This window comes from Gemmatimonas phototrophica (genome assembly GCF_000695095.2).
Classification (GTDB): domain Bacteria; phylum Gemmatimonadota; class Gemmatimonadetes; order Gemmatimonadales; family Gemmatimonadaceae; genus Gemmatimonas; species Gemmatimonas phototrophica.
On record NZ_CP011454.1, the window covers coordinates 4,493,308 to 4,518,234 of the forward strand.

The following is a 24,927-nucleotide window of genomic DNA, read 5'->3' on the forward strand; positions in this document are numbered from 1 at the left end:
AAGTCGGCGCGCCACCATTATCTTGGCCCCGTGCCCCACACCCCCACGCCCTCGCGCACCATCCGCGTTACCTACCCCGCCTCGCAGGGCCAAATCGCCCTCCGCACCGAGGCGGACTGGGACCTCACGCTGCTTCCGGTCCGGGTGGAGCAACACACGTCGTGGTTCACGGTCCCCGCTACCGCCCCCACGTTGGCCATGAAGCCGGTGCTGCTCCGCGACTCGGCGCTGCACTGGGCCAAGGGGGGCAACACCGTGGTGAGTGCCTACGAGCCTGACCCCGAGCTCCGGCCTTACTTTTTTGCCGACGAACGCGGCCGCATTACCGACATCGAGCACGTGACCTTCGAGGGCGGCACGCTGGCCGTGCGCATCTACCTTCCCGCGGGCTACGACGAGAACACCCTGCATCGCTACCCGGTGCTCTACATGCAGGACGGGCAGAATCTCTTCTTCCCCAACGAGGCGTTCAGCGGCAACGAGTGGCGCGTGGACGAAACCATGGATCAGCTCGACCGCATGAACGCGGTGGGCGAAACCATTGTTGTGGGCATCGCCCCGGCCGACCGCATGCGCGACTATACCCACCCCGGGTACGACGCCTACGGACGGTGCGTGGTGGAGCAGCTCAAGCCCCGCATCAATGCCGCTCTGCGCAGCTACACCGATGCGCGGCACACCGCCGTCATGGGCTCCTCACTTGGCGGCGTGGCATCCCTTTATCTCGCCTGGCAATACCCTGAGCACTTCGGCATGGCCGGCTGTCTTTCCAGTACCTTCGGCCTGCTGGACGATCTTTTTGTGCGCATTGCCGAGGAGCCTCGCCGCGACATTGCCATTTACCTCGACAGCGGTTGGCCACGCGATAACTTCGACGCCACCAACGCCATGCGTGATCTGCTGCTGCAGCGCGGCTATCAGCTGGGGGTCGATCTGCTGCAATTCAGCTTCCCCGATGGCGTGCACCACGAACACTCGTGGGCGGCGCGCCTGCACCTGCCGCTGCAGTTCTTCTTCGGGAGCGCGTGGGCGGCGCCGCGACACCGTATCCCCAACGATTCCCGGCTCACAGACAGCTGAGCCGCTGTTCGAACACCACGCATTCCGCTCCTGCCACCTTTTGGCCAGCTCACACGAACATCGGGAAACAGGTGCTGCACTACTGGTTCACCATCGGGCGCATGCTTGTGTCGCGGTACACACTGCCGCGGGTGCGCTTTCACGACACCATTCGGCGCACCTTCCGTGTGCGCCTGTTCGACTGCGACGGCCTCCGGGTCATGACCGCGGCGAAGTACCCCATGTACATGGACTTCATCCGCTGGGAAATGATCGCGCGCTCGGCGCTCTTCGAGGCCATGATGCGCCGAGGACTGGCGCCCACGCTGGGTTCACAGAAGCTCATTTACCGCAAGCCGCTCAAGGTGTGGACGCGCTTTTCGGTGGAGCTCGAGCTGGCCGGGTACGACGACAAGTGGATCTACCACATCCACCGCTTCGAACAGCGTGGCGAGCTGCGCGCGCTGGGCATTACGCGGGCACTCATCTGGAAGCGTGACGTACCCATGGCGTTGGCGGAGCTGCTGCAGGAGATGGGCGCCACCGGCCCCATGCCCGCGCCCGAGTGGGTCACCGCACTCTTCGTGAACGACAAGGCGTTGCTGGAAGCCAACGCGGCCGGAGCGTAAACGGGCCGTTCAGTCAGCCCGCACGTCGAGGCCCATGGCCTGCACCAACGACAGCGCTTGCTGCAGGTCGATGATGGCCCCCTTGAGCCGGACGCGGGCGGGATCAAGGGTACTCACATCGCTGCCACGCAAATCGCAGTCGGTGAAATCAGCGCCGTCAAAATCGGCCCCCGACAGATCGGCGTCGCGGATGGAGCCCTCCTGACAGCGCACGCGCGAGAAGTCGGCTTCGCGCAACCGCGTGCCGCGCACGATCGCGCGCGTGAGGTCGGCGCCGGACAGCCCCACATGCGACCAATTGCCGCCCACCACCTGCATGAGGTCAAAGGTGCAGCGGTCGAAATTGCTGCCCACGAATTTGCACTCGGTGAAGCGCGTGTCGAAAAACGAGCAACCGGTGAACGTGCAGTTCACGAACGCCGCGTCGGTGTGCACCGAGCAGTTGAAGGTGGACCGCTGGAAGGTGCAGTCGGTGAAGGTGGCACCGCGATTCACTACTTCGGTGCAGTCGAGGTCCGTGAACGTCACGCCGCTGTGGGTCTGCCCGGAGATGTCGTGTCCTTCCCAGTCGGTTTTGGCCATGTCGAGTGAGAATAGCGCGGGGTAACGCGCGAGTCCATGCGGCGGGAGGAGGCCGCACAGTGGCACACGAGCAAATCTGGCCCCACATTCGGTACATGCGCACTCGCCCCTATACCCTCCTGTTCGCCCTGCTCGCCGTCACCGGCGTGCCCGTCGCATCGGCGCAGTCGGCCGACTCGCTCCGCGCGCGCATCGAATCGCCCCGCATCGCGGGCGATACCGGTGTTGCCGGACTCACGCTGGACGAACTGCTCGCGCGTGCCAATACGCCGGGCATCAGCGTTGCGGTTATCCACAACTTTGCCGTGCACTGGGCCCGCGGGTACGGCGTGGCTGATGCCGCCACTGGCCGGCGTGTCGATGCGCGCACGCGTTTTCAGGCGGCCTCGATCAGCAAGCCGGTGACCGCACTCGCCGTCATGCGACTGGTGCAGGACGGGAAAGTCTCGCTCGATGACGACATCAACGCCACGCTCCGGTCGTGGCGTGTCCCCGATTCGGAGTTCACGCGCTCACAGAAGGTCACGTGGCGCTCGCTCCTGTCGCACACGTCGGGCGCCGACGATGGGTTGGGATTTCCCGGCTACGATCCCGGCGCGCCGCGCCCCACGTTGGTGCAGATCCTCAAGGGTGAAGGGCCCACGAATGTCCGTGCCGTTACCTTCGCGCGGGCGCCGTACGCGCGCTTCAAGTACTCCGGGGGCGGAAGCACCATCGTGCAGCTCGCCCTCACGGACCTCACGCAGCGCGACTTCGCCGGGTGGATGCGCGACATGGTGCTCGCCCCCCTGGGTATGAACAACAGCGGCTTTGAACAACCCGCCCCCGATTCCCTGCACGCTCGGCTCGCGCATGCGCACAGTGCGCAGGGCCGCCGCATGGGTGACGTTCCGTGGCATGTATATCCCGAACAGTCGGCGGCGGGACTCTGGACCACCGCGGAGGATCTCGCGCGATTCGTCATCGAAATTCAGCGCGCCGCGCGCGGACCTCAAGGAGCGGTACTCACTCAGGCGGCGGCTCGCGAGATGCTGACGCCAGTCGGCACCGGCGCGTTCGGCGTCGGTCCAATGCTGAGCTACCGCGGTGAGGGCTGGTACTTCCACCACAGCGGCGGCAACTGGGGGTTCACCGCCAACGTCGAGGGACACGTGCGCCACGGCTATGGCCTCGTGGTGATGACGAACGGGGGTGTCGGTGGCCGGGTCATCGCCGAGCTCACGGAACGCGTGGCGCGGGCGTACGGGTGGGACCGCGTAGTGGAGCCGCTGCGGCGCTAGGAACCCGATTCCCCAGCTAGCGGGCTCTTCAATTTTGAATGCGGTTTGATTCGGTATGACCAAGGCCGCCAAGATCGCCATTACCATTCCGCCGGAGGAGCTCGCGGCGGCCGATGCGCTGGCCACCACGCTGGGGCGGTCGCGGAGCTGGATCCTGAGCGAAGCGCTCCGGCGTTTCGTGGCACACGAACGGCTCAGCCACGACCTCGACGCCTCGCGGGCGGCCCAGCTGCGTCGGGACCTCGCACTCACCGCCGAGGAGCGCCTGCGTGAGGCGGAGCGTGAGCTGACCGCCCATGGTGATGTCGCACCCGTGCGCATGGAGCAGCCCCTGCGTTCTGCGAGCTACGACGATTTTGTTGCCTGGCGACGCGAGCGGGCCAGTGGTGACTGAACCCACCACGGTGGAGGGCATTCCCATCCCGACCGCCTCGCTGCAGACGCTGATTGCATCGAAGCGCACCGGACGCCCTCAGGACGCCGCCGATATCCTCGTGCTGGAAGCGATGCCACAAACGCGCGACGAAGCATGAGAACCCGCGTGCGATGACGCGACACACACGCCCACTCGCATCACGACGGACTCCGTCGAGTGGCGACGAGACGATAACCGCCCGGCCTCCAGGTGATGGCCCCGTCAAGCGACACCTCGGTGCGGATCTCGAATCGTCGGGTTTCAATAGCGAAGTAGATCTCCCGCTTGACAATGGGCGCACCATCGGGCGCGCGAGACTGGGTCGTCACCACCATGTTGTCGCCTGCACGCACCGATTCGTTCACATACCAGGCGCCTGGTGTCGGTACGTACAGGTTGTGACCATCCCACGTGCGAGTTTCGGGGTTGAACGATCGCAGTTCGATGCCGGTGGAATATGGGTCGCGCCACTCCTGCATGAGCACGTAGCCGTTGGCAATCCAGCAATTGCGCCACGTCGCCTGGTATACCAGCGGTTGACCACCCGACCTCGGCATCGTGACCGTCACGTCCCAGTCGCCCACGAGAAAGTCGTACTGCGACAGTTCGGTAGGGCCGGCGGCGCTGCGACCGACGCACTCACGGTCCGCCGAGACTCGACTCGCTGCGCCTTGCGCGTACGCCTGCGGGCCAAGCAAGAGACCACCCAAGGGCACGGCCAAAGCGGCCGTTGCAATCATCAGCAACCAGCGGTGAGTGTGGCATCTGGTCATACAAGAGTTCTCGAATGCCGATGGCACGGGAAATCGCCGGAATGAGAAGACGGAGTCACCGCTGCGCCATCGAATCGCGCAGGTGCGCGACGTATCGCTCGCTGACCGGAACGCGAGCGCCGCTCATCAGCTTGAGCGAGTAGGTTCCGTCGCCGGTGACCGACAACGACTTACACTCACTGCGCCGCACGATCGCGCGACGATGTACCCGAAGGAACACGGACGGATCGAGCCGCGCCTCAAGCGCCGCAAGTGTCACGCGGTGCAGCAGACTTCGCCCCTCCAGATGCAACTCCACATAGTTGCCCGCGGCAGTGATCCAGCGCACGTCCAATACCCGGACCAGATCGAGACGACCGACCGACTTGACGCTGAACTGCTGCAGGTACCGCTCACCGGCAAGTACGCCATCGGTCGGAAGCGGTGAGTCAGGTCCTTCGTCCGCAAGAAAGCCGCGGAGCGCGACGGCATACGCCGCCTCGGCCCGGAGATCGAGCAGTGATTCAATGCGTTGCAGTCCCATCGACAGTCGAGCATCGTCAAACGGCTTGATCAGGTAGTCAAGCGCGTGAAGCTCGAATGCCGCCACCGCGTAGTTCTCGTAGGCCGTCACAAAGACGACTAGCGGTGGCGCAGGAAACTCCGAAAGCCGCCGTGCCAGGACCAGCCCCGAGGTGCGCGGCATGCGGATGTCGAGAAAGACGACATGCGGCATCTCGCGAGCGACTTCCGTGAGGGCACTCTCCGCGTCTGCGCAGGCTGCCTGAACACGCCAGCGGGGGAACGCCGCCAACGCACGTAGCAGGTTGAGCCGCGCGAGTGGCTCATCATCCACAATCAGTGCCCGAAGTGGCGTGCTCGATGCCCCGACAGCGTCCAGTCGCGCGTCAGTCATCGTGGGGAACTGGCAGGGTCAAGCACACGTCAAAGCGGTCGGGCATTACCGTGGTCTTCATGGATGCGCGCCCCTTGTACCCAACGTCGAGGCGGTCGCGGAGCGTGCGCAGCCCTACGCCGAGACCCGGATTGGGCGGGGCGCCAGCCGGCACGCTGTTGGATACGAGCACCGTCGTTCCGCCAGTGTCCCCGGCAACGCGGACGAGTATCTCCGACACTGTGTCGCTCCGCTCCACCCCGTGGCGAATGGCATTCTCGGCGAGTGGCTGCAGCAACAACGCCAGCGATTCGTGATCAGCGCTCACGCTCTCAAGACCATCGTAGGTGACCACCAGTCGGTCGCCGAAGCGCAACTGTTGCAAGGCGAGATATTCCTGCAAGAATCCGATTTCGTCGCTGAGCGGGACCCAGTCGCGCGATACGGCGGTGGTTGCGTATCGAAGCAGACGGCTGAGCTGCTGGAGCGCGGTAAGCGCGAGCCCCCGGTCGTCGCCGCGCACCAGACCGCTGATGGCATTCAGCGCGTTGTAGAGAAAGTGCGGCTCGAGCTGCGCGCGTAGTCCGTTCAGGCGCTGCTCCTCGAGCGCCAGACGGAGGCGAAGGTTATCGGCTAGCAGGCGTTGCTCCTGAGCGTCCGCCTCGCGTTGCGTGCGAATGGCCACGATGGCGTACACCACGGCGTTCGTCGCCAGGAGCAGGGCCAGGTCAATCAGGCGAAAGATCATGGGCATCTCCCAGAGCGCTGCCGCAACGCTCGCTGGCCTGAGGTCTGCATCCCGCGCGATCAACCACGCCTGATATACGAGCTCAACGCCGAAGAACGTGCACGACAGGAGCAGGACCCCTCGCCACGGCGGTCGCACGCGTTTGTGCAGGATATGGAGCGTAGCGCTGAACAGCACCCACGGTGCATACGCCAGCACATAGTCTCCGAACAGCTGCGACAGATCCGGCGTGCGACTGCGACGCAACGCGTCACTCCATACCGAGGCGGCGTGCACCGTCGCGACGGCAGCCCACGCCGCGAGGTGCACCGGCAAGGCTCGGAGCACTGCGGCGAATGAGGCAGACATCGTGGTCGGCGGCAGCGAGGAGGCGGAGGTCATGGGCTGTGCGGATAAATATGCGCTCAGCGCCTCCGCAGGCGCGCGAGGGCCGAGTCCAGCGCCATCGCTGCTGGCATCGCTTTGGTCGGCGCAATTCCGACCCCTTCGATGCGTCCCATACGCGTCGAGTGATAGTCGGCGATTGGGACCCACAGCTGCGAACCTGGCAACACATCGAACACCCGCTGCGACAGCATCGCCCCGGCCGTTCGTTCGCCGAGAACGGTGACCCTGTCGGCGGCCAGCATGGCATCGACCGCCATCTCGGTCGCGCTGGCGCTGCGGCGGCTCGTCAGGACCATGACCGGCCCCCCGAAGCGCGGGGCCATGGGCGCGAAGCGGATACGCAGAATGCCCGACGACTCAATGTCACCCCAGAACCGCGCGAGTGACCACCCTGTCCACGCTTCGATTGCAGCGAGCTCCACTTTCGTGGGAACTCGGTCGTGTTTGTCGGTCCAGAGTCGGCCGAGGAACACCCCGCCCTCTACCGGTGCGGAGAGCAGGTGCCCGACGAGCGGCACGACCGCAAACGCCCCACCATCATTCTGTCGCAGGTCGATGATCAGCCCCTCGGCACCGCGTGCCACGATCTCCGCAAACGCTTCACTGATGCGCTCGCGCGTGTCCTGGCCATTCATCGTGCGAACCTCGAGGATGGCAATGCGACCATCCCAGCGCAGCGCCATACCCTGGGCGCCGACCCGCATGGTGTCAACAAACGCTGTCATTGCCGCCGCGCTCATCGTTGCCGGGGCGAGTCGCACGTGCGACGTCGGTCCACTCGCCCAGAGACGGTTGAACCCCGTGAAGAACTCGCGGCGAGAAGTTACGACCCGTGCCAGCGAGTCCACGGCACGCGACGTCGCCAGACCCGCCGGTGATGCGAGGACGCGCGGGTCGAACAGGTGCGTGCGCAGCGTTGCGGTAATGGCCGCTGGTGCTTGGCGGATGTCGGCGAGCGAGTCGGTCTGCGCCTCAGCGAACACCGGAACGAGCGTAGCGAGCACCAGGGAAATAACACGGAGCGCCCTCATGACAGCGGCCGCCGGCACATCTGCTGCTCCAACGGCTGCGTCCACTCACCGCTGCCGCGACCGGTCTCCACCACCCACATCCAGCAACCTTCCTGCTTGGGCGTGAAACGCATGCGATTGAAGACTTTGGCACCCGCCGCGTCCAAGTAGTGCGTGCCCGGCTCCACATTCGAAAGGACCAGCGATCCGTCGGCCTCGAGCGCGCCCACAAAGACGTCGAGGAGTCCGGAGATCTGATCGCGGGACACGACCCGATAGCGCCGTTGCACGTGGTCGTACGAGAACGTCAGCTGATAGCGGTAGCGTGATGTCTCCACGGTCGCGTCTAGATAGAGACCACCAAGTCCGACCGTGATGTCGCCGATGTCGTAGTGGCCAGCGAGGAACAGCAACGGACGCATCGCGTCCCGCACGGCGAGGGTCTGCGGCGGCGTGCGGCGGGTCGAGTCGGCAATGAACGCCGCGATCGTGGCGGGCAACTCGAACCGGGCCATCCCAACGGCACCAACGCCGTAGTCACCGCGCTCGGCCGTCTGGAGCGCCGTCAGCAGCAGCAGCTGACGCTTGGCCGGCGGCGTGAGATCCCCGTTGGGTGCGCGATTGGCCGGATCCGAGCCCACGAGCGCAACGGTCGCGTGCAGGCGGCGCACTTGGTCGAGATTGTCGGCAACGGTGCGATCCAGCGGCCGCGGGCCATAGTGACCGGCGTACGCGGTCATCTTCCCGGGATGGTCGGCGAGCACCCGCGGGAGCGCCGTCAACGCATGTTGCGCGTTCTCGGTCCCGACATAGAACGATGCCCCGTGTACGGTTGCGTCGCCGGTGAACACGGCGTTGAGCTCCGGCACGGCGATCACGCTGTTGTTCTGCGCTTCCAACGGCCCGTAGTCGCGGACGATGAACGTGAGGCCTGCCATGCGCAGGGTATCACCGGAGTTCACGATGCGATCGGGGACCAGCAACGTGCTGTCGTATTCGGTGCCGAGCGCCCGGAGCCAGCCGTTGGAGGCCATCCCTTGCTCGTGTACGACGCGCATGCCGTTGCTGGTGGCACGCGTCGCGACAATGGGAACCCCCGGGTACGCGGCACGAACGGTCGAGAGCCCGCCAAAGTGATCGGCGTGTCCGTGCGTGATGAACACCGCGCGCAGCGGCTTTCCCGTGGTCCGGAGCGCAGCCACCAACGCACGTGCATCAGACCGCAGCATCAGCGCGTCGATCAGCACAAGGTCGTGTGCCGTTTCAATCCACCACGCGTTGGCATCGTAGCCGTTCGCTGTCGCCACCGCGCGATGAAGAGTGCCGATTGGCGGAGGTGGCGGCGGCGGCGGGGCGGCAACCGTCTGCGCCATGCTGGGGCGCACATGGGCAGTGAGCAGTGCCAGCGCGATCGTGACGATCGCGCGGCAATTTGACAGGAAGGGAGATGGAACTGACGTCGGCATAGGAGGCATCCCGGCGGTAGAGGTCACATGCGCTGACCTACATTGCGTCCTTCATGGCGCGTGGTGTCGCGCATGGGATGGACGGCCGGAGCGATGACGCCAATGCACGGCTTGACGTTGGGTGAAGCCCTTGTGGGCACGGCGATCGGCTGCCGCACGACGTTCCGGTCGCCAACCTCCTCACCAACGATCGCCACGCGGTCTGGGGACGTCTGCTTTTCGAACGTCTCCGCCTCTCTCGCACATCGTGTCAAAGCCAGAGGATCTCGCGGCGGCCAATGCATTGGCCGCCACGTTGGGGCGGTCACGGAGCTGGATCCTGGGCGAAGCGCTGCGGCGATTCGTGGCGCACGAAGGGTCGTAAAGGCTCCCCCAGTGAGATTCGCTGTACGGCTAGCTCTGGTGGGTAGACGCCAGTACGTGACGACCAAAATTGTCGAGAATCGCCTGCCACCCGGCACGCTGCTGCTCTTCCGAATGCGTGTCTTCGCCATCGAAGGCGACCGTCACGGTCACCCCTTCCGATCCTTCCGTGAATACCACCTGACCGAATCGCCCGCCGAATTCGTATTCGATGAGGTTGGGTGCTTCCACCTTGGTATACTGACCGGCAAAGTCGAAGCCGAAGGATCCATCCTTCGCTTCCATGCGCGATGAGAACGTGCCACCAACGCGAAGGTCCACCGTAGAGGCGGTGGTGTGCCAATCCGGAGACGCGGTGTTCCACACCTTGATGTCTTCGGGTGAGTTGTAGAAGCGCCAGACCTCAGCGATTGGAGCCTTGATGTCGGTGGACACAGTAATCTTCATGGATGCGGTGACTGAGGGTGGAGGTTGATTTATGCGACGTTATTGGGGAGAACGGCAACGCCCCCCTCGACCAGCGTACGATTGCGCGACACCCACGCCAACTGCGCGAGCATGGCCAGCCCCGTCCCCACGAGCAGCCACTCGATACGCACCACTTCGGCCAGGGGACCAAAGAGGAGCATGCCCAGTGGCATCATGGACGTTTGCAGCATGCTGAACACCCCCATCACGCGCCCGATCATGGCTGGGTCCGACTGATCCTGTACCAGCACCATGGCGGCGGTGTTGTAGAACGGCAGCCCGATGCCGAACACACCCATGGGCACGAGATACACCCAGAATGTTGGCATGACGCCGAGTAGCACCGTGCACGTACCCATGATGCCGGTGGCGAGAAACATGGTGTACACGCGGTTGGTGAACCCGCCCCACGTGGCAATGATGGCGCCGCCGGCCATCATGCCCACCGAAAACACCATTTCAATCGCCGTCAGGCGCCACACTTCGGGCCCGAACGTGCGCGTGACCTGCAGCGGCGTGAGAAAGGCCGCCGGCGCCACAAGCACCAGCAGCCCCGCCATGTAGGCGAAGTACGACACGAAGAACTTATGCGCGCGAACGTACGCAAAGCCGGCGCGCAAATCGTCAAAGTACGACACCGTCTGCGTAGTGCCCGCCCGCTCGTGGGGCGGAACCCGCACGAACAACACCAGCAGCGCAATAGCCACCGTGGCTGTACCCACATCCAGCAGGAACACCCACTGCAGGGGCCACACCGACATCAAGAACCCGGCCAGCACCGGCGCGGTAAAGAAGGTGACCGACTGAATGGTGCTGGAAATACCGTTCACCTTCGTGAGCTGGTCGGCCGGGACGAACTGCGGGAGAAAGGCGCCCACTGCCGGCAGCTGAATGGCCTGCCCCACTGCCCGCACGGCCGCCGTGATCATGATGAGCGTGAGTGACTGCCCCCCGGTCTGCAGCACCAACGCCAAGACGAGCGTGACCACGGCAATGCTGCCATCAGACAGCATGAGCACGCGCTTGCGATCATGTCGGTCGGCCCACACCCCCGCAAACGGCGACACCAGAAAGGCCGGCACGAAGCCCGCCAGTATGTACACCGTCATGAGCACGCCCGACTTGGTCGTCAGCGTGACGTGCCACATGAGGGCGTACTGTACCAGCGCCGTGCCAAAGAGCGACAGCGCCTGACTGGTGAGGAAGATCGCCGCTGTCTGTTTCCAAGGCATGGGCAAGAGGATGCTACATCGCTGTCATGTCGTACGCGAGGTCGTAGAGCATGACATCTACCAGCGCAATGAACACTTGCAGAAAGAGCGCCGCCGTAAAGGCGAGCCCGCCAAACAGTCCCAGGACCGGCAATGCGCTGGACGGAGAGATACCTAATGTCGAGGTCACACCAAGCGTCGCCAACACGGCGGCCGCTGGCAGGAGTGCCAACGCGGCAAACTGTGCAACGGCCATGGTTGCAAAGGCGCGCGTTGGCAGGACCTCCGCCATCGCATCCAGCCGCTCGGGTGTATTCCGCGCGCCACCGTGCCGGAAATGGTCGACAAAGGTGAGCATGTTCTTCGTCGCGTTCCCCTTGGTGGCGCGACTCGTGGCCACATACAGCCGAACCGCCGTACCCACCCACGCCAAATAGAGTGCGACTGAACCGCTTGCCTGCTGCCCCCTGTCTTTACCGATGACGGCGCGTGCGACCCCCTGCCACGTAATGGGCACAAAGGGACGCCCACGGACATCGCCAAAGATGGCCGCAATGCCCGCCATCGCCACTGGTGTGGCAAGCAGCAACGCAGACAACAGTACCATGACCCACCACATCGGCTGCACGATTCCAGGGAGTAGTGTACCCAGCACGCCAAGTGCGGTCGCGGCCAACCCGGGAAGCGCAAAGCAAGCACCGAGTACGGACAGTTCCGGCATCCGTTCCGCAAACATGACCAGCGCCCGTCGCATGCTCTCGCCAAAGCTGGACGCGTGTGCGCGCAGTGCTGCGGCAAACGGTGGCGCTGACGCAAAGCGTTGCGATGGATCCTTGGCCAGCGCGCGTCGCACCACCGCTTCCACCTCCACCGGTACCCCCGCCTCGGCAGGGAACGGTGGAATTTCCGCAACGAAGTGTTGCCGCAGCAGCGCCATGGTGTCGCCGCGGAATGGCAGCGTGCCGGCCAGCATCTGGTAGACCACCACGCCGAGGCTATAGATGTCGCTGCGTTGGTCCACGTCATCACCAACGCACTGCTCCGGCGACATATAGGCAGGGGTGCCAATGGATTCGCCAACTTGTGTAGCCGTACTCCCGGCGTCGTGCGTCACGGTCGAGGGTGGCAGACCTGGCTCACGCCGCGCAAAGGTGTCGTCGCGCAGTTTCGCAATCCCGAAGTCGAGCAGGGTGACGTGAAAGCCGCCCCGCGCATCAGGAGTCAACCAGATGTTGGCTGGCTTGAGATCGCGATGCACAACGCCGCGCCCGTGTGCCGCGGCAAGCGCGGCGGCAACCTGTTCAACGATATCCACCACCTGTGGCAGCGGGAGACGGCGCCGCGCCTCAAGCACCGCTTCAAGCGTTTCGCCGTGCAGCTGCTCCATGACGAGATACGCCACATCGTGGCCAGCTACACAATCGATGCCGAAATCCGTGACGTTGACCACGTGGCGATGCTGAATGCCACCAGCGGCGCGGGCCTCGCGTACGAAACGATCCGCTGCCGTGGCGTCCGCCAGCAGATCCGGACGGACCACCTTGAGCGCCACGGCACGCCCGATGCCCACATGTTCGGCGAGATACACCGCGCCCATGCCACCCTCGCCAAGCTGAGAACCGACGCGGTACTTGCCATGAAGCACCGCGCCAGTCAGCCATTCTCCCTGCACTGCGTTTTGTGACATGCGCAAAGCTAACGCGCTGTTGCAGGGCCCATCAACAAAATGCGGGCAGTATGCCCACCGAGAAGTCGGACCGCCCCCGGCGCTACGGCACGATCGCCCTTGGCGGCAGGGTAATCACGTGCGGTGTCCCCGCCAGCAGCTGGTTGATCTTCGCCACCCGCGTGCGCACGATGTTCTCCAATCGACGCTGCGCTACCACCGACTCGTCACGCAGTTCCGTGCTGCGCAGCAGTTCCCCCTCACTCGGTGGGCCGAACGGCTGCGTGATCATGCGCGACACCGACTGCACTTCTTCCCGCAACCGCGGATACTGGCGATACCCGAGCCCCGCCATCGGGCGCGCCATCACGCTGTCGCGGAAATGCTTGAGATCGCCAATCGTCCCCGTGATTTCGGTCAGCACCGGAGCGTACGCCGCGGCCCCTTCGCCACCGGGCAACGCCGGCGCCGCCCGCAGCTGCCCCTGCAGGTTCGTCAGCTGCCGGGCAATGTTATCAATCGCCTCGATCGTCTGATTCACCTCGGCGCTCACCGTGCCCATGCGCTGTGCCGCCTCCGCCTGCGCCACCAGCTGCGCACTCGTCATCTCCGACCGCGGATCGTTGCGCACCTGTACGGTCTTGGTGTGCGTAGTGCCGTTCACGCGAAGCGTCACGGTATACACACCCGGCAACACGGCCGGCGCCCCACCGCCGCCGCCACGACGCCCACCACCGCCAGCGGGCGGACCCCCTGCTCCCTCACCGCGCAGATCCCACGCCACACGGTTCACACCGGCCACGTTGGACGGTCGCGCCAGTCGGCGCACCACCTTCCCGCTCGCGTCGGCAATCTCAATGGCCGGCGCGGTCGCCGCCGCCGCTTTGAGATAGTACGAAATGAGCGCCCCCTCCGGCGGATTATCCCCAGCCCAGATCTGCTGACCAAGATCGCCGTCCTTGCTCCACGTGACCCAGTTGGTGGCTAACCGGATATCAAAGAGCGTCGCGTCGGTGCGCATGGCGGCGCCGAGCTGCTGCAGCGGCGCAAGATCGTCGAGGATGTACACTCCGCGACCATGCGTGGCCACAATGAGATCGTTGTCGCGCAGGTGCACCTTGATGTCACGCACCTGCACCACCGGCAGTTCGTTGCGCAGGCTCACCCAGTGCGCGCCCTTGTCCCACGACGCCCACAGCCCCATCTCCGTGCCCAGGTAGAGCAGGTTGGGGTTCTTGGGGTCCTCGCGAATCACGTGTGCCCATCCCGCGTTCGCCGGCAAGTCGCCACGAATGCTCGTCCACGTTTTGCCGTAATCGGTGGTCATGTACGCGTACGGGGCGTAGTCGTCGTCCTGGTGATGATCGGCCACCACGTACGCGGTGCCCAGGTTGGCGTGTGACGCCTCAATGGTGGGGAGCCACGCGAACGGTGCCAGCCCCGGCACGTTCTTGAACACATTGCTCCAATTCTTTCCACCGTCGCGCGTGACCTGCACGTTGCCGTCGTCGGTGCTCACCCAAATCACATTCTCGTCCAGCCGCGATGGGGCAATGCTCAGCAACGTCGTATGGAACTCGGCGGCCGTATTGTCCACCACAATCTCGCCGCCGCTGTTCTGCTGCTTGCTCGGATCGTTGGTGGTGAGGTCGGGCGAAATCACTTCCCACGACTGCCCGCGGTTGCGGCTCCGAAAGAGCACATTGCCACCGAAGTACACCGTGCCCGGGTTCTGCGGCGAAAGCTCAATGGGGGAGTTCCAGTTGAAGCGATACTTGTGCCCCAGCATCGCGTCACCCACCGACCCAATGCGGTTGGGATACGGGTAGATCATCTTCTGCGACCCCGTGCGACGGTCGGTCACATAGATCATGCCGCCCTGTGCATCGGAGTAGATGATCCACGGCCGTTCGAGATCGGGCACTCCCGAGAATCCGTCGCCGCCGCTCACGTTGTACCAGTCGCGCATCATCACGCCGGCCGGGCTGAGCGAGTTGGAGGGGCCGCACCACGTGCCGTTGTCCTGCAGGCCGCCGCAAATGAAATACGGTTCCTGATTGTCGTAGTGAATGTGATAGAACTGCGTGAACGGAAAGCTCTTGATCACCTCGAAGTTCTTGCCGCCGTCGTAGCTCACCTGCCAGCCGCCATCGGAGCCTTCGAGAATGCGCCGCGGGTCAACCGGGTCAATCCACATGGCCTGGTGATCGCCGTGCACACCACGACCAATGGTGGTGAAGTTGCGGCCGCCATCATCGGAGAAGTACAGCCCGCCCGACAACGTCCACACGCGGTTGGAGTTCTTGGGGTCCACGCGAATGTCCGCGTAGTAGAACGGCCGGAAGTTGATGTTGCGGTCGTTGTTGATCATGCGCCACGACTTGCCGGCATCGTCGGTGCGCCACAGCTCCCCTTCTTCGCGCGTTTCGGTGAGCACATACACCACGTTCGGCTCACTGGGGCTTACGGCAATGCCAATACGGTCCATCGCCGTCTTGGGGAGCCCCAACGTGCGATCCTTCCCCGAGAGACGCTCCCAGGTGGCGCCACCGTTCACCGACTTGTACACCGCCGTGTTGCCGCCGCCGCTGTTCAGGTTCCACGCCTTGCGCAGATACGTGTACATGCCGGCGTAGATGATGTTGCTGTTGTTCGCATCGGTGGAGATGTCGGAGCAGCCGGTCTGCGCATCCACATACAGCACCTTCTTCCACGTGGTGCCGCCGTCGGTGGTCTTGAAGACACCGCGCTCCTCGTTGGGCCCCCATTCGCGGCCAATCGCGCAGGCGTACACAATGTCGGCGTTCTTTCCGTCCACAATGATGCGCGCAATCTTGTCCGACTTGGGGAGCCCAATGTGCGTCCAGTGATCGCCGCCATCCACGGACTTGTACATGCCGTCGCCCACCGACGCGTTGTTGCGCGGATTCCCCTCGCCTGTACCCACGTACACCACGTTGCGGTCGCTCGGGGCCACGGCAATCGCGCCAATCGAAATGGCGGTCTGCCCATCAAAGATGGGTTCGAAGGTGACGCCGCCATTCGTGGTGCGAATCACGCCGCCGTTGGCGCCGCCCACGAAGTACGTGTACGGATCGCCGGGGATGCCGGCGATCGCCGAGATGCGCCCCACCTGATTCACCGGCCCCAGCGATCGCCAGCGCAGGGCCTTGAGCGCCACCGCCTCGGCGCTGGGCGCGGGCGTAGTAGCGGCGGCGCTGTTGGTAGCCGCCACCTGGCGGGCGGGGGTGGCGGCACGCTGACCGGAGGCGGGCGCGGCCAAGGCGGCAGACGCGACCAGCAGCGAAAGCGCAGTGCGGGAGGGGGAGAGGGGCATCACGGCACGTCGGGGTGGAAGGAGGGGGACGCGTTTTGTCCCTCCGGGTTATCCCCAATTCGCGCGGTTCGCAAGGTTTTGGCCCAGCGAGATTGCCCGCACCCCGGGCGTGGGCGACCCCGCGTGAGTCGCCCACGTCGTCAAAATCTCAGCGACCGATCAGAGGTTCAGGTCGAGGGAGAGGTTGCGTGACTTGACCAGCGGGTCCGGGTCGTCGAACAGCACGTTGCACGTAGTTCCAGTCGAGCAGCGACCGGTGGCGTCGAACCAGCGGAATATCGACAACGTTTCCAACTTGAATACGGCCGTCGACCCGCGCCGCTGGCTCACTCGGCACAACACCAACAGGCCAAAGTCTCTGGAGGAGGAATACTCACAGACACCGCCGGTGTCCAAGCGAGTTAATCCCAGCGGGTCGGAGGTGACTTTGGCGACGGTACCCGAGAAGAAATTCACCATCCGGATTTGCACGGTCACGGTGAAGGTCGGTGGACGGACGATGATCGAGAGCACCCTCGTCGCGACTTCCCCTCCGGCGCTCGCTTGAACCGTAAAGGTGAACGTGCCGATCTGCGTCGACTTGCCGGTGAGCTCCCCGATGCTGCTGAGCGATATGCCGTTCGGCAACGCCCCGGACACGATACTCCACGTCGGTGCAGCACTCGCGCCGATCACCCGCAGCCGCTCGTAATACACGGCGCCCGAGTCGGTGGCAGGAAGCCCCGACGAGATGATGGTGAGGGCCGGATCGATCCTGATGCCGTAGCTGCGGAACGTGCTCTCCCCCTCGCTCTCGGCCATGATGCTGACTGAGCGTGATGTGGCGTCGGTGGGCGTACCACTGATCAACCCGGTCCGCGCATTGATCGTGAGCCCGGCCGGCAACGTTGCATTGGGGTTGCTCCAGGTGATCGGGCCGGTGTTGTTGATGGCTGCCATCTGCGCGGAGTACGGCACGCCGATCTTCCCGCGTGGCAGCAGCTCCGTCGTGATGCGGAAAGATACGCAGTCGGTTCGGACGAGGCGGTCGCTGCCGATGGCGAGCTCCACCTTGGAGTCTTTCGCGTCGAGAACCGTGCCGTCCTGCGCGATTTTTGCGAGCTCAACGACGTACTCCGAACGATCTGTAACCGGCACAGTGAGCACGACACGCGCATCGCCTGCCGGGGCGATCACTTCCTTGGTGTAGGCCCCGGCGGTCTGCACGACGCGGATCCGCAATCGCTCGCCGACACCGAGCGTACAAAGATCGGTGGCGATATGAAGATCGGCCGAGCGCACCAACGCGGGGAGTTCCTGCGAGGTGTAGAGTGGGTCGTCGAACAGACGCTGCATCACCTCGAGATCGGTGAGGTTGGCGCGCGCGAGCGAGGCCGGCATCACGGCGCGGTCATTCGGCGAGATGATGCCGTCGCCGTTGAAATCGCCGCGGGCGAAGACATTTTCCTCTGCGGGCGTCTTCACGAGACCATCCCCATTGAGATCGCGCTTGGGATGATCGGCGCGCCCATCCAGCGACAGCCCCGCCGGATTCTCGGCCTGCAGGAGCCAATCGCGCCACCGCCGGAAGTCCTGCATGTCAATGCGGCCATTGCCGCCCATGACACCACCCAGATCTTCCGCACCGTTGGCGAGGTTCACACGCGTATTGCCGTCTTGAGTTCCGTCATCGATGTCGAGCAGCCCACGCAGCGCGCGGGTACCACCCATGACACGATCGGCGTCGAGCGCTGTGGCGAAGGCATCAACGCGTGGCGCCGTGCCGAGGGCGACGGCGACGCTGTTGGCCTGCAGCAGTTCTCGAACGGGATTCGAGGAAGTGGTGGGGGCCGGCAGGGCCGGATAGAGGGAGTAGAGATAGCTCACAATACCCGTTACGAATGGTGCGGCGAACGATGTGCCGGACGCGAAGGCATATCCGTTGGAGTACGTGGCCACGAGTACGCCTGCCCCGGGGGCCGACAGCGCTCCACCAACGGACGAAAAGCTCGAACGGACTATCGCTCCACCAGGTTGCTGCGCGAGCGCTTCGATCGTGAGGATTGCCGCGACGCCATGGACGAGCGAGGCGTTCTTCATTGCCCCGGCATACTGTGAGGGATTCAATACACCATCTTTGCTATAGTTCCCGGCGCTTGCCACGAAGATTGGCAAGCGACGGCCCAGCAACTCCAGCGCAAAGAGTACATCGGAGATCACACGTCCATGCTCGTCGGCAATGGCCGTAATCTCCGGCGCGGTAGACGCTGGTTTCCCTTTCAGGTAGTCCAGCCCCCAGCTGGTGTTCACGACGCGGAGACCTGAGTTCACCCATGTATCAAGTACCGTGGCGGTGAGACTGAGCGGCATCGCATCACTCGCATCACTAAGGCCGTGTGTACCAGTAACGAGCTGGACGAACGGGGAGACGCCGTCCATTCCGCCATTGTTGTGGGTCGCCCCAAGGATTGAGGCGACGGCAGTTGGGTGGTCGTCGTAGTCGCCGTAGGTGGACGGTAGCCATTCGGCAGTTGGAAGGTCATTATGACCCGGTCCGGTATCAATTTCCCAGACGCCAGTGCGTGTCGAAACGCCTTCGCGCGACACGATACCGTTGAAATGCCACATTTGCGGCACACGCGCGACCTCGAGCCCCCAGTTACCACCGCCGGGACCGGTACTCGGTAGCTCCCAGGTCCAGTCTTCCGGGATGGGAAGTTCCCCGCTTCTCGGGAGCGCCTCCGTTTGCTGGAGCACATCCGGACTCACGCCGAGGACAATCGCGTACCCGCGCAGTTGCGCGATGCGCTCGGCCAGTGCGGCGTGGGTCGTTGTCGGGAACCGCAGCACCAGCAGGGCCGGCGCGCGCTCAGCAACACCGCGTGCTCCGCCAATCAGGGAGGCACCAACCTGAGCCAGCATCGCATTGGTCTCGCCCACCGTAGCCGTTGGTGCGAGCCGCAGCATGACCGTGTTGAAAGACACGTCGATACCAACGAGGATTGGATGGCCCTGCGCGAAGTCCTCACGTCGAACGGCTGACTGGCTGTCCGGCACCACATCGGCCGCCGGTGCGTCGGAAGGACCGGACAGCGCGCCCCCTGCCATGCTCGTGATCCGGAACTTGATCAGGATCGGCTTGCCAGCCACGACCGCCACACCGGGCGCAGTAATCCGATTCGCATCCTGCGTGGTGCGTGCCACCAAGAGATCGGCGCGGCCGATGATCTGTGCACCATCGAGCACCTCGAGGCGATACGTGCCACCACCAATCGCCAGTGACGACGGCACGCGCCAGAGCACCGCATAGCTCTCGTCGGCGGCGTCCACGCGAATGCCGTCCGAGCCGGGTCCCATGGCGAACGTGGCCACCGTTGGACACGACGGCCCGCTCGGCGCGGTGCACACCACGCGCACCGTGGGCTTTCGCGTGGCATCGAAGGTGCCAGGCACCGGCGCCGGATTCTTGACCGTCGGCGGCAGGAAGCCAAAGCCGGTGATCGTGGCCGTGCTGGTCGACGTAGCGGAAGTGCGTGCGTCGGGGTCGGGACCGGCGGTGCCAGTCGGTACATCAGAGCAGGCACCCGTGACGAGTGTCAGGAGTGCGAGCAAGCGCAAACGTGATAGCGGTTTCATGAGAGGAGGCGGCAAGAGGTGTGAAATGCCTACGTGCGTGGTTACGCACCGCCTCGCCGGAGATTCTCACCTTCACCAAAACCGCGCCCATTCTGTTGCGTGCAGCCCACACGTTGTACGCAGGGCGGCGTGTTCGCTGCGAGCTTTTGCGCGTCGCGTCAGCGCTGATGGATTACGGCATCTTCACAATGACTTTGCCGCGTGATCGCCCCGCCTCCTGATACGTCACCGCCGCCGGTAGCTCGGCGAACGCATACTCACGATCAATAACCGACCGCAGTGTGCCGCGCTGCATCCAGTCGCGCAGCATGACCAAGTCGGCCTGGTTCTCGTTGGCGGTGAACGTAATGAAGGTGGCTTTGAGCACCGGTGCCGCCAGGATGGCCGCGGCCGAGCGGGTGAGCGGCCCAAGGTACGCGTTGTCATTGGGGCCACCCACGATGATCATGCGCCCACCGGGCGCGAGCACCGCATCGAGTGCGCGCAGCTCATGGTTGCCCACCATATCGATAATGGCATCGTATCGCTCGGCGCCTTTGGTGAAGTCGTCTTTCGTGTAGTCAATCACGCGGTCGGCACCGATACCCTGCACCATGTCTACGTTGCGGGTGCTCGCCACGCCCGTGACGTGGGCGCCGTAGATCTTGGCGATTTGCACGGCAAAGGTGCCCACGCCGCCCGACGCACCGTTGATGAGTACGCGTTGACCTTTGCGCACCAGTGCCTGATCGCGAACCGCCTGCAGCGCCGTGGTGGCCGCCACGCCAATGGCTGCGGCCTGCTCGAACGAGGCGCTGTGTGGCATGCGAGTCATGGCGCCGTGCTCAGGGACCACGACGTGCGTACCAAAGGCGCCGGTGCGCGACCCGAATACCCTGTCGCCAACCTTGAACTCAGTCACGCGCGCGCCCACTGTCTGCACCGTGCCGGCGAAGTCGGCGCCAATACGCTCTTCGGTGGGCGCGCCCATGCCTGAGAGTATGCGCATGATGTAGGGTTTGCCGCGCAGGAAGTGCCAGTCGAGCGGATTCACCGACGCCGCATGCACGCGTACGAGCACTTCGGTATCACCCGGCGTGGGCGTGGCGATAGTCTTGAGGCGCATCACCTCAGGGCCACCGTAGCAGCTGTAGCTGTACACCTGTGCAGCGGTGGTGTCGTTCGCCGCGGGCGTGGCCGCAGCGTCTGAGCACGGCGACTCGTGGCTGAGTGCCAGCGCCCCGCCGGCGCCAGCGGCGCTCACGAGCACCACCAGTATTCCAACCCACTTCGTTTTGCGTCCCACGGTACGCTCCCGGCTGTCAGACAGTGCCTACGCGTTAGCGCGCGCACACGTATGCCGTGGGGGTACGGACGGGCGGGGGTGGGGGTTTCAGGGGCGAGGTTTGGCGGGCATTTACCGCGAGTCGGTTAACGCGCCTGCGGCCACGCCTCTCGGGCTTCGCGGATGCTTGTGTAGCCGTAGTCGAAGAACTGCAGCACACCAGTCGCCTCGTCGCGGCGGGCAATGCAGTACACCGCGCGCAGCGGAGCCCCGTCGGCATCGGACACGCTGATGGTGGCCTCTTGGCCTTCGAAGCTGTCGACTTCGACGATGAAGAGTTCTCGGTCGGTCATGGTTGGTAATGGTCGAAGAGGGGTCTGACATTTCAGGCGCACCTCCCGCGACGACTTCGAAATCCGCTTCGCACGTTTGCAACCGAAGTGCGCACGGTCAGTGCGGCAGAACCCTGGACGAACCCCGCCTAGCGTCGTACCATGCCCGGGAGGAAAGTTTTCCGATTGCTTGAATCCTGCGCCCATTTTTCCGTACGCTAATGACCCGACTTACCCGCGGACTCCACGAGCGACTCGTCACACGTCTGTTGGAGCGCGACCTTGAGACACTCGAGTCCCATCTGAGTGCAGACCGTACCGCTCTACGCGACGCCGACGCGGCCGATCGGCTAGCCCTCCACCTGTCGCGGGTCGTAGAGCGCGCCATCGATACGCTCCCCGAGAAAGAGCGGGCCGCCCTCGGCGCCGATCTTACGCGCCGCCTCATTGCGGAGCTGTCACGAGAAGGTGCACTGGTCGAGTTCGCCGGCGAAGAGCCTCTCACTCCGCCCGAGTCGCTGCGCGCAATCAACGCCGCGCTGCCTGATGGGCGTCCCGAGCAGATCCCGCAGCCACTCATCCCACTGCTTGATACCACGTTGCTCACCAATGCTCCGGGTGAGCCGAATGTGGGGCATCAGTTGCTCGCCGAAGTGGCGTCCGCCGATCGCATTGACCTCGTGATGGCGTTCATTCGCCGTACGGGGGTGCGGCCGCTGCGCGAGGTGCTCAAACGGCACGTCGAGGCGGGACGGGGTCTACGCGTGCTGACCACGGTCTATACCGGTTCCACAGAGGCCGATGCGCTCGAGATGCTGCAGGACCTTGGGGCGGATGTGCGCGTGTCGTACGACACCACCGGCACCCGTTTGCACGCCAAGGCGTGGCTGTTTCACCGGGAGAGCGGCTTCTCCACGGCGTATGTGGGGTCGTCCAACCTCACGCACAGCGCGCAGGTGAGCGGGCTCGAATGGAACGTGCGGGTCTCCGGGGCCCGAAACCGTGGGGTGATTGAGAAACTGTCGGCGGTGTTCGAGAGCTACTGGCAGCAGCCAGACTTTGAGCCGTACGACCGGGCGCGGTTCGATAGTGCGACGAACCACGAGCGCCCTGCTCTCACGCTGCACCTCCCGCCCACAGAGATCCGACTCGAACCCTTCCAGGAGCGTCTGCTAGAGCAGATCGCCCTCGCTCGTGAGGAAGGCCGCCACCGCAACTTGCTCGTTTCGGCTACTGGTACGGGCAAGACCGTGATGGCGGCTGTGGACTTCGCGCGTCTCCGAGCCCGCCTGCCTCGAGCGCGCCTGCTGTTCATCGCCCACCGCGACGAGATTCTGTCGCAAGCGCAGGCCACGTTCGCTCATGCTCTACGGGATCCATCGTTCGGCGAGCGGTGGGTGAGCGGCGAACGTCCCAGTCGGTGGGAGCATGTGTTCGCGTCTATCCAGTCGCTGAATACGAACAGTCTTGAGCAGCTGGACCCAGCGCACTTTGATGTGGTAATTGTGGACGAGTTCCACCACGCCGCGGCGTCGAGTTACGAGCGTGTGCTGGCGCGAATTCAACCGCAGCAGTTACTAGGGCTTACGGCCACTCCTGAGCGAAGCGACGGGCTGTCCATTCTGCACTGGTTCGACAATCGAATATCCGCTGAGCTACGGCTATGGGATGCCATTGATCAGCACCGACTGGTGCCGTTTTCGTACTTCGGAGTCACCGACTCACTTAATCTCACCGACATTCCGTGGACGCGCGGTCGAGGATACGACACGACGGCACTGACTGACGTGATTACCAGCACCGACGTGTGGGCGCGGCAGGTGCTTAAGCAGTGTGCGGAGTACCTCGGCCCGCTCAACAAGGTCCGGGCGCTGGGATTCTGTGTGAGCGTGCAGCACGCGCACTACATGGCGCGGATTTTCGCCGAGCACGGCGTGTCGGCACGCGCCGTTGACGGTACTACACCGGCGGCCGAGCGAGAGGAGGCGCTGCGGGCGCTTGCCAACGGCACCGTGAACGTGGTGTTCTCGGTGGACCTGTTCAACGAAGGCGTGGACGTACCAACCGTTGATACGCTGCTCATGCTGCGACCCACCGACAGTCCGGTGCTGTTCGTACAGCAGCTGGGGCGCGGGCTGCGCAAGGCGATAGGCAAGTCGCTGTGTACGGTGCTCGACTTCGTGGGTCAGCACCGCCGTGAGTTTCGCTTCGACCATCGACTGGGAGCACTGCTCGGCGGGAGCCGTAAGCACATCAAGCAGCAGGTTGAGCTTGGCTTTCCGTTTCTTCCAGCCGGGTGCCAGATGCAGCTCGAGCCCGTGGCGAAAGAGCGTATACTGGCAAGTATCAGTCAGAGCATGCCGACACGTCGCGCCGAGCGGGCGCGTGAGCTGGCAGCGCTGGCCGCGCAGCGTCCGGACATTACGCTGGGTGAGTTTCTCGAGGAGATGGGCCTCGAACTCGAGGAGTTCTACGCCAGCCCGAGTGACTCATGGACCGGGCTCCGCGTGGCTGCTGGACTGCCCATTGGTGAGCCGGGGCCGCAGGAAAATGCGTTGCGCAGAGCTATGGGTCGACTACTGCACGTGGACGATCACGAACGACTCGATGCATGGCGTCGCTGGCTGAGTGCCCCCGATTCGGGCGATGTGGAGGCCGCCACACGTGCTGCCTGTCTGGTACGTATGCTGCTCGCGCAGGTACTGGAAAGCGTAGCGGATGATGCGATGTCGTTCGCCGCCGGCGCTCAGCTGTTGCGCGATCACCCAGCCGTTTGCGCTGAGATCGGAGAGCTATGCGATGTACTGGCGCAGCGCGTAGCTCACCTGTCGGTGCCACTGGATGTCTTTACCGAGGTGCCGCTGCGGGTTCACGCCCGATATACCCGCCGGGAGATTCTAGTGGCCAGCGGCGAGAGCACCGACGTGAAGGGCAGCACCTGGCGGGAAGGCGTTCGTTATGCGGATCACCTGCCGGCTGACCTGTTTGCCTTCACCCTCGACAAAACCGCCGGACAGTTCTCCCCCACGACGCGCTACCGCGACTACGCGATCAGCCGCGAGCTCATTCACTGGGAGAGCCAGTCTACCACGCGCGCTGCAAGCCCCACGGGCCTTCGGTATCAGCAGCATGTGGAGCGTGGCAGCCACGTATGGTTGTTCGCGCGGCTCAACTCCGAAGAACGCGCATTCACGTTTCTCGGCCCGGCGTCCTATGTGTCTCACGCCGGCGAGGCGCCGATGGGGATTACCTGGCGTCTGCAGCACTCGTTGCCTGGAGACTTGTTTCAGGCGTTCGCGGCGGCGGTGGCATAGCGGGACCATTGCCGTTTGTGGTCAGATGACTCGTTCCATTTACGCGGGCTTCTTTAGCGGGCGATCAGATAAATGCGAGCGCAGCGAGCTACCAAGCCGCCCGACTGCAGCAAGTATCGTTATGCTGGCATACT

Annotated in this window: 20 protein-coding genes; 7 read left to right on the forward strand and 13 right to left on the reverse strand. The window is 64.3% G+C overall.

What is annotated here, in order from left to right:
* Window positions 1–30 precede the first annotated feature (30 nt).
* Both GEMMAAP_RS18925 and GEMMAAP_RS18930 read left to right on the forward strand, forming a co-directional pair.
* Window positions 31–1,080 carry an alpha/beta hydrolase gene (locus tag GEMMAAP_RS18925; RefSeq protein WP_026850975.1) on the forward strand — a complete coding sequence of 350 codons (1,050 nt, stop codon included), beginning with the start codon at window positions 31–33 and terminating at the stop codon, window positions 1,078–1,080.
* A 101-nt stretch (window positions 1,081–1,181) separates the two neighbouring features.
* Entirely contained in the window at window positions 1,182–1,688 is a 507-nt protein-coding gene (locus GEMMAAP_RS18930) for an acyl-CoA thioesterase (RefSeq protein WP_202969166.1), read from the forward strand.
* Window positions 1,689–1,697: 9 nt separating this feature from the next.
* Here the strand turns inward: GEMMAAP_RS18930 and GEMMAAP_RS18935 are convergent, their stop codons facing one another.
* A complete protein-coding gene (locus GEMMAAP_RS18935) occupies window positions 1,698–2,270 on the reverse strand; it encodes a pentapeptide repeat-containing protein (RefSeq protein ID WP_043581775.1) in 573 nt (190 codons plus the stop codon).
* A 95-nt stretch (window positions 2,271–2,365) separates the two neighbouring features.
* Here GEMMAAP_RS18935 and GEMMAAP_RS18940 point away from each other — a divergent pair, with 95 nt between their 5' ends.
* From GEMMAAP_RS18940 to GEMMAAP_RS20700, 3 genes are read left to right on the forward strand one after another with little or no spacing between them, the layout of a single operon-like run.
* Window positions 2,366–3,550 (forward strand): serine hydrolase domain-containing protein, encoded by a 1,185-nt coding sequence (locus GEMMAAP_RS18940; RefSeq protein ID WP_043581776.1) that lies wholly within the window; start codon window positions 2,366–2,368, stop codon window positions 3,548–3,550.
* Window positions 3,551–3,605: 55 nt separating this feature from the next.
* The gene (locus GEMMAAP_RS18945) at window positions 3,606–3,944 is read left to right on the forward strand and encodes a ribbon-helix-helix protein, CopG family (protein WP_026850977.1); all 339 of its coding nucleotides are present in this window, start codon (window positions 3,606–3,608) and stop codon (window positions 3,942–3,944) included.
* On the forward strand, window positions 3,937–4,083 hold the full coding sequence (locus tag GEMMAAP_RS20700) for a hypothetical protein (protein ID WP_158514931.1): 147 nt from the start codon (window positions 3,937–3,939) through the stop codon (window positions 4,081–4,083). Before GEMMAAP_RS18945 ends, GEMMAAP_RS20700 begins: the two co-directional genes overlap by 8 nt.
* A gap of 40 nt (window positions 4,084–4,123) precedes the next feature.
* Here GEMMAAP_RS20700 and GEMMAAP_RS18950 read toward each other — a convergent pair whose 3' ends face one another.
* Genes GEMMAAP_RS18950 through GEMMAAP_RS18970 form a run of 5 tightly spaced genes read right to left on the reverse strand, consistent with a single transcriptional unit; the run spans window position 4,124 to window position 9,223 of the window.
* Window positions 4,124–4,738, reverse strand: a complete 615-nt coding sequence (locus tag GEMMAAP_RS18950; RefSeq protein WP_158514932.1) for a hypothetical protein — start codon at window positions 4,736–4,738, stop codon at window positions 4,124–4,126.
* 55 nt (window positions 4,739–4,793) lie between these two features.
* Entirely contained in the window at window positions 4,794–5,633 is an 840-nt protein-coding gene (locus GEMMAAP_RS18955) for a LytR/AlgR family response regulator transcription factor (protein WP_053334606.1), read from the reverse strand.
* The gene (locus GEMMAAP_RS18960; protein WP_053334607.1) at window positions 5,626–6,741 is read right to left on the reverse strand and encodes a sensor histidine kinase; all 1,116 of its coding nucleotides are present in this window, start codon (window positions 6,739–6,741) and stop codon (window positions 5,626–5,628) included. Before GEMMAAP_RS18960 ends, GEMMAAP_RS18955 begins: the two co-directional genes overlap by 8 nt.
* A gap of 23 nt (window positions 6,742–6,764) precedes the next feature.
* A complete protein-coding gene (locus GEMMAAP_RS18965; protein WP_043581777.1) occupies window positions 6,765–7,751 on the reverse strand; it encodes a S41 family peptidase in 987 nt (328 codons plus the stop codon).
* A 23-nt stretch (window positions 7,752–7,774) separates the two neighbouring features.
* Window positions 7,775–9,223: an MBL fold metallo-hydrolase gene (locus GEMMAAP_RS18970; RefSeq protein WP_158514933.1), complete on the reverse strand. Its 1,449-nt coding sequence runs from the start codon at window positions 9,221–9,223 to the stop codon at window positions 7,775–7,777.
* A 247-nt stretch (window positions 9,224–9,470) separates the two neighbouring features.
* Between GEMMAAP_RS18970 and GEMMAAP_RS20410 the strand changes: the two genes are divergently transcribed.
* Window positions 9,471–9,587, forward strand: a complete 117-nt coding sequence (locus GEMMAAP_RS20410) for a ribbon-helix-helix protein, CopG family (RefSeq protein WP_145979248.1) — start codon at window positions 9,471–9,473, stop codon at window positions 9,585–9,587.
* Between the two features lie 29 nt (window positions 9,588–9,616).
* Here the strand turns inward: GEMMAAP_RS20410 and GEMMAAP_RS18975 are convergent, their stop codons facing one another.
* From GEMMAAP_RS18975 to GEMMAAP_RS19005, 7 genes are all read right to left on the reverse strand, one after another.
* Window positions 9,617–10,033: an SRPBCC domain-containing protein gene (locus GEMMAAP_RS18975; RefSeq protein ID WP_026850982.1), complete on the reverse strand. Its 417-nt coding sequence runs from the start codon at window positions 10,031–10,033 to the stop codon at window positions 9,617–9,619.
* Window positions 10,034–10,062: 29 nt separating this feature from the next.
* Window positions 10,063–11,286: an MFS transporter gene (locus GEMMAAP_RS18980; RefSeq protein ID WP_043581778.1), complete on the reverse strand. Its 1,224-nt coding sequence runs from the start codon at window positions 11,284–11,286 to the stop codon at window positions 10,063–10,065.
* A 13-nt stretch (window positions 11,287–11,299) separates the two neighbouring features.
* A complete protein-coding gene (locus GEMMAAP_RS18985; protein WP_053334608.1) occupies window positions 11,300–12,952 on the reverse strand; it encodes a serine/threonine-protein kinase in 1,653 nt (550 codons plus the stop codon).
* A gap of 82 nt (window positions 12,953–13,034) precedes the next feature.
* A complete protein-coding gene (locus tag GEMMAAP_RS18990) occupies window positions 13,035–16,268 on the reverse strand; it encodes a WD40/YVTN/BNR-like repeat-containing protein (RefSeq protein WP_053334609.1) in 3,234 nt (1,077 codons plus the stop codon).
* Window positions 16,269–16,427: 159 nt separating this feature from the next.
* A complete protein-coding gene (locus tag GEMMAAP_RS18995; RefSeq protein ID WP_158514934.1) occupies window positions 16,428–19,859 on the reverse strand; it encodes a S8 family serine peptidase in 3,432 nt (1,143 codons plus the stop codon).
* Between the two features lie 196 nt (window positions 19,860–20,055).
* The gene (locus tag GEMMAAP_RS19000) at window positions 20,056–21,168 is read right to left on the reverse strand and encodes an NAD(P)-dependent alcohol dehydrogenase (protein WP_202969167.1); all 1,113 of its coding nucleotides are present in this window, start codon (window positions 21,166–21,168) and stop codon (window positions 20,056–20,058) included.
* 125 nt (window positions 21,169–21,293) lie between these two features.
* Window positions 21,294–21,500 carry a hypothetical protein gene (locus GEMMAAP_RS19005; protein ID WP_026850986.1) on the reverse strand — a complete coding sequence of 69 codons (207 nt, stop codon included), beginning with the start codon at window positions 21,498–21,500 and terminating at the stop codon, window positions 21,294–21,296.
* 200 nt (window positions 21,501–21,700) lie between these two features.
* Here GEMMAAP_RS19005 and GEMMAAP_RS19010 point away from each other — a divergent pair, with 200 nt between their 5' ends.
* Window positions 21,701–24,793: a DUF3427 domain-containing protein gene (locus GEMMAAP_RS19010; RefSeq protein ID WP_026850987.1), complete on the forward strand. Its 3,093-nt coding sequence runs from the start codon at window positions 21,701–21,703 to the stop codon at window positions 24,791–24,793.
* Window positions 24,794–24,927: the final 134 nt, after the last annotated feature.